A 13,155-nucleotide genomic window follows, 5' to 3' on the forward strand; every position below is an offset into this window, starting at 1 on the left:
GTTATTCTCTTGGGTTCGCCAGACCGAAAACGGCACCGGCGAACTGCGGATTATAGCGAGCCTCCAGGCGGCTGGTCAATTACTGACCAGTCGGGGCCGGCTTGGCGCCGGCAGGGGTGTTCGCGGCCGGCTGGGCGGGGGCCTTGGCGTCCGTCTTGGCCTCGGTCTTCGCCGGGGCCTTGCTGGCGGCCTTCTTGACCGGCGGCTTCGTGCTCTTCCTTGCTGGCGCCTTGGCCTTGGGCTTGGCCGTCGATGCCGCCTTGGCCGGGCCCTCATCCGTATCCTCGTCGCCGGCCTTGGCCGCGGCGCCCGCCGCGAGCGCCCCGGCGCCGATCACCGGGCCTGCCGCACCCACCTTGGCGGGGCAACGCCCGTTGGCGTCCAGGCTGCCCTTCTGCTTGAGTTCGGCGATCATCTGGTCGCTGCGCTCATGGCTCCATTGCTGGCCGGCCTGCGAGGCCTCGGCCATGGTGGTGGGCATCTCGTTGATCACCTTCTGGCCCAGCGGCGAGCGATAGAACTTGAGCAGCCCCTCGAGCTCGTCCGAGCTGAAATGGCGCTGGTACACCGGCACCAGGCGACCGATGAACTGCTGGGTGCCATTGGCGTCGACGTAGTTCTGCCAGTAGTCGCCCGGCACGCAGGGCAGCGACTGCTGCATCATGCCGACGGCCTGGGTGTTCATCTGGCTGAGCATCTTGCCCACGCCGACGACCTCCATCAGCTGTCGCACCTGCTGTTCGCTGGCCGGAGCCGACGCGGCCAGCGACTGGCCGGCGCCCATTGCAAGCGCCAGAGCGGCGCCCCATCTCATCCACTTACCCATCCGCACTCTCTGTCACTGCCTGGCCGGGGTCGGCCAAAGCCCTATTAAGCCATAGTCGGGCCCACCTTCCCTGAAGGGCACCGACCGGGGCTGGCAGGTAATAACTAACCTGATTAGTTTGATATAGTGCAGTTTTTCCCCACCCCCGGGCGTCATGGACACCATCCGCATACGCGGCGCACGCACGCACAACCTCAAGAACATCGACCTGGACCTGCCCCGCGACCGGCTGATCGTGATCACCGGCCTGTCGGGTTCCGGCAAGTCCTCGCTGGCCTTCGACACCATTTATGCCGAAGGCCAACGCCGGTATGTGGAGTCGCTGTCGGCCTATGCCCGGCAATTTCTCTCGATGATGGAAAAACCGGACGTCGACCACATCGAAGGTCTGTCGCCGGCCATTTCCATTGAGCAGAAGTCCACGTCGCACAACCCGCGCTCCACCGTGGGCACCATCACCGAGGTGTATGACTACCTGCGCCTGCTCTACGCACGCGTAGGCACGCCGCGCTGCCCTGACCACGGCATTCCGCTGGAAGCGCAGACGGTGAGCCAGATGGTCGACACCACGCTCGCGCTGGATCCGGAAAAGCGCTACATGCTGCTGGCCCCGGTGATCCGCGAACGCAAGGGCGAGCATGTGCAGGTGTTCGACCAGCTGCGCGCGCAGGGCTTCGTGCGTGCCCGCGTCGACGGCACGGTCTACGACCTGGATGCCGTGCCGCCGCTCACGCTGCGCCAGAAGCACACGATCGAAGCGGTGATCGACCGCTTCCGTCCGCGCGATGACATCAAGCAGCGCCTGGCCGAGTCGTTCGAGACCGCACTGCGGCTGGGTGACGGGCTGGTGATCCTGGCCGACATGGATGACGCGTCGGCGAAAGAACAATTGTTTTCCTCGCGCTACTCCTGCCCGGTCTGCGACTACTCGCTGCCCGAGCTGGAGCCGCGCCTGTTCTCGTTCAACTCGCCGGTGGGCGCCTGCCCGGCCTGCGATGGCCTGGGCGTCACCCAGGTGTTCGACGCCGCGCGCGTGGTCGCCCATCCCGAGCTGTCGCTCGCCAACGGCGCGGTGCGCGGCTGGGATCGCCGCAATGCGCATTATTTCCAGCTGATCCTGTCGCTGGCCGCCCATTACGGCATCGATGTCGACACGCCGTGGCAGAAACTGCCGGCGGATGTGCAGAAGGCCATCCTGCAAGGCAGCGGCAAAGACAAGATCGCGTTCCGCTACATCACCGAACGCGGCGGCCGCGTAACGCGCGAGCATCCATTCGAAGGCATCCTGCCGAACATGGAGCGTCGCTACAAGGAAACCGAGTCGCCCGCCGTGCGCGAGGAACTGGCCAAGTACATCAGCGACCAGCCCTGCCCCGATTGCCACGGCCAGCGCCTCAACCGTTCGGCCCGCAACGTGTTCGTCGCCGACCACGCACTGCCGTCGCTGACCTCGCGTTCCATCGACGACTCGCTGGCGTTCTTCGAGAAGCTCACGCTCAGCGGCTGGCGCGGCGAGATTGCGGTGAAGATCATCAAGGAGATCCGCGAGCGGCTCTCGTTCCTCAACGACGTCGGCCTCAATTACCTCACGCTCGATCGCCAGGCCGACTCGCTGTCCGGCGGCGAGGCGCAGCGCATCCGCCTTGCCTCGCAGATCGGCGCAGGCCTGGTCGGCGTGATGTACGTGCTGGACGAACCGTCCATCGGCCTGCACCAGCGCGACAACGAACGCCTGCTCGGCACGCTCACGCGCCTGCGCGACCTGGGCAACACGGTGATCGTGGTCGAGCATGACGAGGACGCCATTCGCATGGCCGACCATGTGCTCGACATCGGCCCTGGCGCCGGCGTGCATGGCGGCGAGATCGTCGCGCAGGGTTCGTTCAAGGACATCCTCGCCGCGCCGCGCTCGGTCACCGGCCAGTTCCTCTCCGGCCGGCGCCGCATCGAGGTGCCCACGGAACGTCGCCAGCAGCTTGACGCCGACTCGTGGCTGCATCTGAAGGGCGCCAGCGGCAACAACCTGAAGAACGTCGACCTGGCGATTCCCGCCGGGCTGTTCACCTGCGTCACCGGCGTGTCGGGCTCGGGCAAGTCCACGCTTGTCAACGACACGCTGTTCCGCCTCGCCGCCGCCGAATTGAACGGCGCCAGCACCCAGGCAGCGCCCCACCAGTCCGTCGAAGGGCTGGAGCTGTTCGACAAGGTGGTCGACATCGACCAGTCGCCGATCGGTCGCACGCCGCGTTCCAACCCGGCAACGTACACCGGCCTGTTCACGCCACTGCGCGAAATGTTTGCACAGGTCCCGGAGGCGCGTGCGCGCGGTTACACGCCCGGGCGCTTCAGCTTCAACGTGCGCGGCGGCCGCTGCGAGGCCTGCGAAGGCGACGGCATGATCAAGGTGGAGATGCACTTCCTGCCTGACGTATACGTGCCCTGCGACGTCTGCCACGGCAAGCGCTACAACCGCGAAACGCTGGAAGTGCATTACAAGGGCCACACGATTGCCGACGTGCTCGACATGACGGTGGAAGACGCGCTGAAGTTGTTCGAGAACGTGCCGACCATCGCGCGCAAGCTCGAAACGCTGCGTGCCGTGGGCCTGGACTACATCAAGCTCGGCCAGAGCGCGACCACGCTGTCCGGCGGCGAGGCGCAGCGCGTGAAGCTGTCCAAGGAACTGTCAAAGCGCGACACCGGCCGCACCCTGTACATCCTGGACGAGCCGACCACCGGCCTGCACTTCCACGATATCGAGCAGCTGCTGGACGTGTTGCACCAGCTGGTCGACCAGGGCAATACGGTCGTCGTGATCGAGCACAACCTCGACGTGATCAAGACCGCCGACTGGCTGGTCGACCTCGGTCCGGAAGGCGGCGCCGGAGGCGGTCGCATCCTGGTGACGGGCACGCCCGAAACGGTGGCGGCCACGCCGGGCTCGCACACCGGGCATTTCCTCGCCTCGCACCTCGACATGAAGCCGGCCAAGGCTGCCAAGGCCCAGAGCAACGGCAAGAGCAAACCCGCATTACGGAAGAAGACGGCATGAGCTCCACCGAAACGCTGCCTGCCAAGCGCGCACGCGCCCGCAAGACCGCAACGGCAGACGCGGGCATGGTCCATGCGGATGCCGCGTTCGACAGCGCGGCGCCGCGACCACTGTTCGTGGCGCCCATCGGCGTGCGTTGGCGCGACCTCGACGCGTTCAATCACGTCAACAACGCGAACTACCTCACCTATCTGGAAGAAGCGCGGCTGCAGTGGCTGCAGCACGTGCCGGGCTGGTTCGACGAGCAGTCGATGCCGGTGCTGGCCGCGAGCAACATCAACTACCGCCGGCCGATCGAATGGCCGGCACAGCTGCAGGTGAGGCTGAGCTGCGAACGGCTGGGCACCAGCTCGATCACGCTGGCCCACCACATCGTCGATGCCGACGACGACCGTTGCGTCTACAGCGACGGCAACGTGGTGATGGTGTGGATGAACCCCGCGACCGGCAAGCCAGTGGCCTTGCCCCGGTCGATCCGCGACGCGGCCGCCGCGGCTGCTTGAACGTCGGTCGGCCGTTTCGGGGTCAGGGGGTTCCGCGCGGCAGATGCCGCAGCTTCATGCGGGACCCGTAACATCCACGGCGACCACCCGAATGGAGTTCGACCGTGACCCCGCTTCCCCTGCGTATTCTCGCCCTCGCCATCGCCGCCGGCTTCACTGCCACGGCGGCGGCATCGACCAGCCTCACGCTTTATCGCAGCGACGACAACGCCCTGTTCAGTGCCGGCGAAAACGGCAGCGTCAACGCCGGTTATGCGATGGCGCGGGAGCCGCGCGAGCTGCAACTGAAGGCCGGCGTGCAGGACATCCGCCTTGGCGGCCTGCCGCCCTATCTGGACACCGAGGCACTGGCGCTGAGCGTCGAGGGTGACGCCGCGAAGGTGATCTCGCAGCGTCTCCAGCTCGGCCAGGGTCAGGACGCCGCGCTGGGCAGTCTGGTCGGACAACCCGTCGAGGTATTGGCCAGCACCGGCCAGCCGCTGGCCAGCGGCACCTTGCTTCGCGCCGGCGATGGCCTGCTGGTGCAGGATGCCTCGGGCCGCACGAGCCTGATCCGCGAGTTCGCCGCCGTACGCGCCCAGGGCAGCTTCCAGACCGGATCGAGCCTTGAGCTTCGCGTCGATGCCGGCCGCGCCGGCACTGCCCGCGCCATGCTGAGCTATCCCACCAGCGGACTGGGCTGGCGGGCCGCCTATGTCGCAACCCTACAGGCGGGCAACAGTTGCCGGATGCAGTTCGAATCGCGCGCCAGCATCGCCAATCGCAGCGGACGCGACTGGCACGACGTGCAACTGACCCTGGTGGCCGGCGAACCGCAGTTCGCCAGGGCGTCGGCGCCGCGCCCGCAGCCGATGGCCTATGCGGCACGCGCCAAGACCGACAACGCGGCCTTGCCGGAACAGTCGACGCTGGCCGATTACCGCACCTATGCCTTGCCCGGCAACGTCGACCTGCCGGAAGGCAGTGTCAGCCAGATGCCGCTGTACGCCACGCGCGCACTCGAGTGCGAACGCACCGCGCTGTACGAGAACGGTGCTGGCTGGATGCCACCGCAGCCGATGATCGGTCGCGAATACCAGCAGGGCGGCAATACCGCGATCATCAGCACGCTGCAGTTCCGTGCCTTCGACAGCCTCCCCGCCGGTTACTTGCGGGTGCTTGCCGGCGATCGCCGCGGCACGCCGCAATTCATCGGCGAGGGACGCCTCAATGACACGCCCAAGGGCGGCGACGCCCACATCGTGCTGGGCACGGCGTTCGACCTGCGCGGGCAGCGCGAGCGCACGGCGTTCAAGGTGGACAAGGCCGGCCGCACGCTCGACGAGGCCTTTCGCATCACGCTGACCAACGCAGGCGACGCCGCCCGTACCGTTACCGTACGCGAACACCCTAACCGCTGGCGCGCGTGGCAACTGGCCTCGTCGAGCCGCAAGCCAAGCCAGCAGGGCGCGGACACCCTCGAGTTCGAAGTCACCGTTCCGGCGGGCGGCGCCGCCACGCTGGATTACGCGGTGCACTACCAGTGGACGGCCGACGAGCAGCCGCAATAGCCTTGCCCGCGTCGAACGCGCAAAACCGGCGAGCGTGACGGCCTGCACAGGACAGGTTTGCTACTCTCGCCTTCCCGGATTCCGTCTTGCCAGGCCTTGCCCATGCTCAACGTCATCACCCACGGCGCCATCACCGAGATCAACCTGGCCCGGCCGCCGGTCAACGCGCTCAACATCGACCTCCTGCGCGCCGTGCGCCATGCCATCGATGGGGCCCTGGATGCGGGTACCCGTGGCCTCGTGCTGTCGGGTGCGCCGGGCATGTTCTCCGCGGGCGTCGACGTACCGGCCCTGCTCGGCCGCGACCGCGACGGCGTGCGCGAGTTCTGGCGGGAGTTCTTCCATACCTGCTCCAAGCTGGCGCTGTCGCCGGTGCCTGTGGTCGCCGCCATCACGGGCCACAGCCCGGCGGGCGGCGCGGTGCTGTCGCTGTTCTGCGACTACCGCGTGATGGCGGAAGGCCCGTTCCGCATCGGGCTCAACGAGGTGCAGGTCGGCCTGGTCGTACCCGAGAGCATCCAGCTAGCGCTGCGTCGCATCGTGGGCCCCTACCGCGCCGAACGCCTGATCGTGGCGGGCGCCATGATCGAATCGGCCCAGGCGCTTGCCTGCGGGCTGGTGGACGAACTCACCGGCGTGGAACAGGTGACCACGCGCGCCATCCATTGGCTGGAAAGCATGCTGGCCCTGCCCTCCAACGCCATGCTGACCACGCGTGCCCTGGCGCGCGCGGACCTCACCAAGGCCTGGGCGGACCCGGACAACCTGCCGATCGACCAGTTCATGGACGCTTACTTCCACCCGGAAACGCAGGCCGTGCTGCAGCAGTTGGTTGCGCGCCTGAAGAAGAAGGACTGAGCCTCAGCCCGTGGCCACGGGGCGCGCCGGGTCGCTGACCCAGCCGCTCCATGACGGCGCATACAGCCGCGAACCGGGCAGGCCGGCGTGTTCCATCGCCAACAGGTTGTGGCACGCGGTGACACCGGAGCCACACATGTGCACGACGTCGGTCGGCGCATGACTGCCCAGCAGCGCAAGGAACTCCTGGCGCAACGCATCGGCGGGCTTGAAGCGCCCGTCGGCGGCCAGGTTCTCGGCGAACGGACGATTCAGGGCACCGGGCACGTGACCACCCACGCGGTCGATCGGCTCGACCTCGCCGCGATAACGCGGCGCCGCGCGCGCGTCCAGCAGCAGCCGTTCCGGCGCGCCGAGCAGCCCTGCGTGATCGACCAGGTACTGGCTTGCATCGAAATGCACCGCCATCTGGCCCGGCTCGCGCGTCACCTCGCCTGCCTCGACCGGCTTGCCCGCCGCCACCCAGGCGGGATAGCCGCCATCGAGTACGGCCGCCTCGCCCACGCCGGCAAGGCGCAGCAGCCACCACAGGCGCGCGGCCGCCAGCGATCCGCCGGCGGCGTCGTAGCAGACCACCTGAAGACCCGGGCGCCAGCCCCAGCGGGACAGCACCTCGGAGAACGCGGACTCCAATGGCAACGGATGCCGGCCCAGCCCTTCGGCCTGGCGCGACAGGTCGGAAAGCTCGCGGTCGAGGCTGGCATACACCGCCCCCGGAATATGACCAGCGCGATAGTCGCGCTCGCCCTTGGCCACGTCGCGCTGGCCGCTGCCGGGCGCCATGAGCTCGAAGCGGCAGTCGACCACGAGTACCGCGCCCACCGGCATGGCCGCGAGTTCGTCGACATCGACCAGCGTGGTCCTGAGCGTCATGTGCGCCCCATCCTCTGCAGCAGGTTGAACAACATGGCCGCCGTGGCGCCCCAGATGCGATGGCCACCGTGCACGAATTCCACCATGTCACGCCGATGCCCGCGGAATTCCATGGTGTAGCGCCGCAGGTTGGCGGGATCCAGGAAAAACGACAGTGGCACTTCGAACACTTCGGCCACTTCGCCGGGCGCGGGATAGAGGCGCGCGTCCGGATCGATGCACGCCACCACGGGCGTGATGCAGTAGCCACTGATGGTTTCGAAGCGGTCCAGGAAACCCAGCGGCGTCACCAGTGCGCGCGCGAGGCCGATCTCCTCCTCGCTTTCGCGCAGGGCGGTGGCGATGGCGTCGGCGTCCTCGGGGTCGGTGCGTCCACCCGGGAACGCGACCTGCCCCGCATGGTCCTGCAGGTGATCCGTCCGGACGGTGAGCACCAGGCGCGGCTGCACGCCTTCGCGCAGGCCCACCAGCACCGCCGCCGGCCGGCGCGGCGCATGACCCAGCAGCTCCGCCATGTCGAGGTGATTCCAGCCCTTGCCCGTCGGCGGCGACGACAACGGCAACAGGGCGGCACGCAACTCGGACAGCGCCGCGCCCATCACGGCACCTTGCGCGCGGGCAATACCTCGCGCATCACGTGCAGCCGTTCCAGGTCGCTCATGCCGCGCCAGCGGGCAATTTCATCGCCCGTACGCAGGCAGCCGATGCAATAGCCGCGCGCATCGAGCTGGCAGATGCCGATGCACGGCGACAAAGGAAGGGTGGGTGTCGGGGCGGGATCGGTAAGCATGAGCCCTGCCATGCTAGCCGATTCGCCGCCTCCCGGCAGCGGAGCAGGTCACCGCTGGACGTCGAGCAGCTCGATTTCGAACACCAGCGCCTCGTTCGGCCCGATGCGCGGCAAGGCGCCGTGCGCGCCGTAGGCAAGCTGCGGCGGGATCACCACTTTCCAGCGGTCGCCCACGTGCATCTGCGGAATCACGAACTGCCAGCCGCGAATGACCTTGTCGACTTCGAAATGCACCGGCGCGCCGCGCGCCCAGGTGCTGTCGAACTCGGTGCCGTCCACCAGCATGCCGCGATAGTTCACCGTGACCATGCTGGTCACCGTCGGGCTGACCCTGCCGTCGCCCTTCCTGATCACCGCGTACTGGATGCCCGACGGCAGCTGCACCACGCCGGGTTGCTGCCGGTTGCGCTCCATGAAGTCGGCGCTCTTGCGCGCATTCACCTCGGCGATGCGCTTGAATTCCGCCAGCGCCTGCGCGTGCATCTGCTGGTCGAGCTTCTGCAGCTGATCGTGCATGTCCTGCATGGGCACGGTGGGGCGCCGCTTGGAATAAGCGTCCTGGATCGCACGCTGCAAGGTCGGGATGTCGATGTCCGGCTCGCCGTTGGCGAACTGGCTGCCGATCTGGTAGCCGATGGCATAGGACAGCTTGTTCTTGTCCAGCTTGACCGCCGAGGTTTCCGGCGACGCGACGCCGTCCTGCGCATGCGTCGCGGCACCCCAGAGCAGGATGCCAAGAGCCAGCCAACGCAGTTGTGCCATGCCTATCTCCATTGCAGCCGGATTTCTCCCATCGTAAGCGGTCCGGACGAATCGTGCAGCGAGCGCCGGCCGATCCGGCTTTGCAGCTGAGAACGCCGGCGGCGGCAAAGGTTCCCGCTGGTACTATTTCCGCTTTCATTCGCCGGAGTACGTCATGGCCTATCGGAACCTGGAAATCGCCAACCGCGGCGCGGTGCGCAGCATCACCGTCAACCGCCCCGACAAGCTCAATGCCCTCAATCGGGAAACCATCAACGAGCTGACGCTGGCCTTCACCCAGGCCGCGCAGGACGACGCCGTGCGCGTGGTGGTGCTTGCCGGCGCTGGCGAGAAGGCCTTCGTCGCCGGCGCCGACATCTCGGAGATGAGCGGCTACACGCCGGTGCAGGCCCAGGGCTTCTCGCGTGCCGGCCAGCGCCTGATGAGCCTGATCGAGCGCCTCGGCAAGCCGGTGATTGCGCGCGTGCAGGGTTTTGCGCTCGGCGGCGGCATGGAGCTGGCCATGGCGTGCCACCTGCGCGTGGCCAGCGAGAAGGCGAAGTTCGGCCAGCCCGAAATCAACCTGGGACTGATCCCGGGCTTTGGCGGCACCCAGCGCTTGTTGCGCCTTGCCGGGCGCAGTGCCGCGCTGGAGCTCTGCCTCACCGGCGCGGCGATCGGCGCCCAGCGGGCCCTCGAACTGGGCATTGTTACGCGCATCACGGCGCCGGAAGCGCTGGAGGAGACGGTCGATGCCCTGGCCGACCAGCTTGCCGCGGCGGCACCGCTGGCGGCCGCCGGCATCCTTGACGCCGTGCTGCAAGGTGGCGAGACCTCGATCGACCAGGGCCTGGAGTTCGAGACGCAGGCCTTTGCGCTCGCCTTTTCCACCGAGGACATGCGCGAAGGCACCAGTGCCTTCCTCGAGAAGCGCAAGCCCGTGTTCAAGGGCCAATAAGACAGGCGAACGGAGTGAGTAGCGAGAGCAAGCCCTCTGGTTACTCACTCCACGCCACGCACTCCTCGCTCAATGCCCGCCGCGGTATTTCTTCTCGCCTGCGGTGACCGCCAGATCCAGCCGGTTCTCCGGCGGCGCGAGCGGACAGGTCGCGTAAGGCGTGAACGCGCACGGCGGGTTGTAGGCGCGATTGAAGTCCAGCACCACCTTGCCGTCCTGCGGTAGCGCAGCGTAGAGGAAGCGCGCCGCACCGTAGGTGTCGCGACCGGACGTCCGGTCCGCGATCACGAAGAACAGCGAATCGGGTTCTTCCTGGATCGGCATCAGCTCGTAGGTGTGGCCATCGCGATGGAACACCGCCTTGCCCGGCACCTTCTCCTTGTTGATCGTGCCGAGCACCGAGCCGATCTCCAGCTCGTGCGGCGGGTCGAACGGCACCCAGTCGGCCACGACGCGCCACGACGAGTCGATCGGGAAATAGTCCAGACCCACGAAATGCGTGCGCGTTTCGGCGTTGCTGTCCTTGACGCGCAACGCCTTGCGACCATCGCGGTCGATCACGAAGAAGTTTGCGCTGCCGAACGCCACGACGGTCGGCGCGCCATCGCCGGCGTGCATGTCATCGACCAGCGCGGCCTCGCGCACCGGTTTGCCGTCGACCGTCGCTCCGCTGTCCTTGTCCAGCGCGATGTGCAGCGCGCCGTCCCTGGCCAGCGTCACCACGCCCAGATGGGCCGGACCGGCCTTGAGCACGATGTCGTTGTCGGCAGCGCTGCCGACGCGGTTGGCGCCCTCCTGCAGCCATTCGAGTCCGATCAGGCTCAGCCAGCCGCCAGGTGCCGTCAGGTTGGCCAGCCGCTGGTGCTGCCATTGCTGGACCTGCTGGGGAAAATCGGCCGGCGCGGTGGCACTGGTGTTCTGGGCATGCACGGTGGCGACTCCAAGACTCAAGAAGAAAACAAGAACGGCGGTACGCAACATGGCAGGCCCCGTCGGCATCAAGACCCGAGTATGGACGTCCATTTGCGCGTGAAGCAAGCCCGGCGGCGGGTACTCAACGGCCGCGCAGGAACAACTTGTCCAGCTCGGGCAGACTCAGCTGCGTCCACGTCGGCCGGCCATGGTTGCACTGGCCGGAACGTTCGGTGGCTTCCATCTCGCGCAGCAAGGCATTCATTTCCGGCATCGTGAGACGCCGCCCCGCGCGAACCGAGCCGTGGCAGGCCATGGTCGAGAGCAGCTCGTTTTCCTGCTCCTGCAGGCGCCGTGAACTGCCGTGCTGGGCCAGCTCGCCAAGCACGTCACGGCACAGCTGCGCCACGTCGGCGCCTTCGAGCAGAGCCGGTATGCGCCGCACCACGACACCGGACGGACCACTGCGCGACAGCTCCAGGCCCCACTCGGCCAGCGCATCGGCGTGCTCTTCGGCGGCAGCCGCCTCCTTCGTGCTCACTGCCACGTTCAGTGGCACCAGCAGCATCTGCGAACGCAGGTTGCTGCACGCACGACCTGCCTTGAGCTTTTCGTAGGTGATGCGCTCGTGCGCGGCATGCATGTCGACGAGGATCAGGCCGTGCGCATTCTCGGCAAGGATGTAGATGCCCTTGAGCTGGGCAATGGCAAAGCCCAGTGGTGGCGCCTCGCCGTCGGCCGCATCGGGCATGGGAGCCTGGGCGGCGAACGCAAGCGGGCCGCCCGTGGCGGCGGGTTCGCCCAGCAGCGCCGCATAGCCGGCCAGTGGTTCCTCGCGCACGCCCAGGCTCAGCCGGCTCTGGCTGAAGGAATGGGGCCAGGAAGGCGCTGCCGCAGCCGTTGGCTGGGCCGACAGTGCTGCCCCGTAAGCCGGCGTGGCCATCGCGGCCGGCTCGGCCGCCGGAAGCCCGCCCTGCCCTGCGCGCGTATGCGCCAGCGCCTCGTGCAAGGTGCGGAACAGGAAGTCATGCACCAGCCGCTGTTCGCGGAAACGCACTTCGTGCTTGGCAGGATGCACGTTGACGTCCACGCCCGCCGGATCGAGTTCCATGTAGAGCACGAACGCCGGGTGGCGGCCGTGGAACAACACGTCCGCATAGGCCTGGCGCACGGCGTGGGCGACCACGCGATCACGTACCAGCCGGCCATTGACGTAGAAGTACTGCGAATCGGCCTGCGAACGCGACGCCGTCGGCAGGCCGACCCAACCGGAAAGATGCAGGCCCGCCGCGGCGTGGTCGATGCGCAGGCTCTGCGCCGGGAATTCTTCGCCGAGCACCTCGGCCACGCGCTGCAGCGCCGCACCTTCATCGCGGGCCGACTTGAGGATGCGCACCGGCTTGCCGTTGTGGCTCAGGCGAAATTCCACCGAGCCGCGCGCCAACGCCAGCGACTTCAGCAGGTCGTCGATATGCGCAAACTCCGTGCGCTCGGCGCGGAGGAACTTGCGCCGCGCCGGCACGTTGTAGAACAGGTCGCGCACTTCCACGCTGCTGCCTTGCGGATGCTGCGCGGGCCGGGCGGCCTGCATCTTTCCGCCATCCATTTCGATGCGGAATGCCGTGTCCTGCCCCTGCGCACGCGAGGTCAGCGCAAAGCGCGACACCGACGACACCGAGGCAAGCGCTTCGCCGCGGAACCCCATGCTGGCAACGTGCTCAAGATCGACGAAGCTGCCGATCTTGCTGGTGGCGTGCGAGGCCACGGCCAGCTGGAGCTCGTCGGGCGCGATGCCGCAGCCATCGTCGCGCACGCGGATCAGTCGCGCGCCGCCCTGCTCGATGTCGACTTCGATGCGCGTTGCGCCGGCGTCAAGGCTGTTTTCGACCAGTTCCTTGACCACCGACGATGGTCGCTCGATCACCTCGCCGGCGGCAATCTGGTTGATGAGTTCGGGCGGAAGCGGACGGATGACAGGCATCGGTGAAGCTTAAAGCCTGCCGTCATGAGGGGAAAGCGCAGGAGTGCGCCCAGCGGCGTGCAATGCGAGGGAAAGCAACGAATGGCGCAGCCCTCCGGCACCACGCACTGC

Annotated in this window: 10 protein-coding genes and 1 pseudogene; 5 read left to right on the forward strand and 6 right to left on the reverse strand. The window is 67.5% G+C overall.

Translation table 11 applies throughout. From position 1 onward, the window contains the following. Positions 1–79: 79 nt before the first annotated feature. Positions 80–784: a DUF2059 domain-containing protein gene (locus ACXU4B_RS06210; RefSeq protein ID WP_458910847.1), complete on the reverse strand. Its 705-nt coding sequence runs from the start codon at positions 782–784 to the stop codon at positions 80–82. Between the two features lie 196 nt (positions 785–980). Between ACXU4B_RS06210 and uvrA the strand changes: the two genes are divergently transcribed. From uvrA to ACXU4B_RS06230, 4 genes are all read left to right on the forward strand, one after another. Next, a complete protein-coding gene (uvrA, locus tag ACXU4B_RS06215) occupies positions 981–3,878 on the forward strand; it encodes an excinuclease ABC subunit UvrA (protein WP_131408741.1) in 2,898 nt (965 codons plus the stop codon). Then, the gene (locus ACXU4B_RS06220; RefSeq protein WP_131408743.1) at positions 3,875–4,381 is read left to right on the forward strand and encodes an acyl-CoA thioesterase; all 507 of its coding nucleotides are present in this window, start codon (positions 3,875–3,877) and stop codon (positions 4,379–4,381) included. The genes uvrA and ACXU4B_RS06220 overlap by 4 nt, the downstream gene beginning before the upstream one ends. Before the next feature lie 104 nt (positions 4,382–4,485). After that, positions 4,486–5,931, forward strand: coding sequence for a DUF4139 domain-containing protein (locus ACXU4B_RS06225; RefSeq protein WP_131408745.1), 1,446 nt, complete (start codon positions 4,486–4,488; stop codon positions 5,929–5,931). A 102-nt stretch (positions 5,932–6,033) separates the two neighbouring features. Beyond that, complete coding sequence (locus tag ACXU4B_RS06230; RefSeq protein ID WP_131408747.1) at positions 6,034–6,789, forward strand: enoyl-CoA hydratase/isomerase family protein; 756 nt, start codon at positions 6,034–6,036, stop codon at positions 6,787–6,789. A 3-nt stretch (positions 6,790–6,792) separates the two neighbouring features. Here the strand turns inward: ACXU4B_RS06230 and ACXU4B_RS06235 are convergent, their stop codons facing one another. From ACXU4B_RS06235 to ACXU4B_RS06245, 3 genes and pseudogenes are all read right to left on the reverse strand, one after another. Then, on the reverse strand, positions 6,793–7,662 hold the full coding sequence (locus ACXU4B_RS06235; protein ID WP_131408749.1) for a sulfurtransferase: 870 nt from the start codon (positions 7,660–7,662) through the stop codon (positions 6,793–6,795). Next, positions 7,659–8,464, reverse strand: a pseudogene (locus ACXU4B_RS06240) (CoA pyrophosphatase). The gene ACXU4B_RS06235 and the pseudogene ACXU4B_RS06240 overlap by 4 nt, the downstream one beginning before the upstream one ends. Positions 8,465–8,500: 36 nt before the next feature. After that, positions 8,501–9,214: an FKBP-type peptidyl-prolyl cis-trans isomerase gene (locus ACXU4B_RS06245; RefSeq protein ID WP_131408755.1), complete on the reverse strand. Its 714-nt coding sequence runs from the start codon at positions 9,212–9,214 to the stop codon at positions 8,501–8,503. Between the two features lie 154 nt (positions 9,215–9,368). On the opposite strand from ACXU4B_RS06245, the gene ACXU4B_RS06250 reads away from it, so the two are divergent. Next, positions 9,369–10,151: an enoyl-CoA hydratase/isomerase family protein gene (locus tag ACXU4B_RS06250; protein ID WP_131408757.1), complete on the forward strand. Its 783-nt coding sequence runs from the start codon at positions 9,369–9,371 to the stop codon at positions 10,149–10,151. A 69-nt stretch (positions 10,152–10,220) separates the two neighbouring features. Here the strand turns inward: ACXU4B_RS06250 and ACXU4B_RS06255 are convergent, their stop codons facing one another. Together ACXU4B_RS06255 and mutL are read right to left on the reverse strand one after the other, a co-directional pair. Next, positions 10,221–11,132 (reverse strand): DUF1684 domain-containing protein, encoded by a 912-nt coding sequence (locus ACXU4B_RS06255; RefSeq protein WP_131408759.1) that lies wholly within the window; start codon positions 11,130–11,132, stop codon positions 10,221–10,223. Between the two features lie 73 nt (positions 11,133–11,205). Beyond that, entirely contained in the window at positions 11,206–13,044 is a 1,839-nt protein-coding gene (gene mutL / locus ACXU4B_RS06260; RefSeq protein ID WP_131408761.1) for a DNA mismatch repair endonuclease MutL, read from the reverse strand. Positions 13,045–13,155 lie beyond the last annotated feature (111 nt).

The sequence above is a fragment of the Dyella soli genome, from assembly GCF_054482295.1.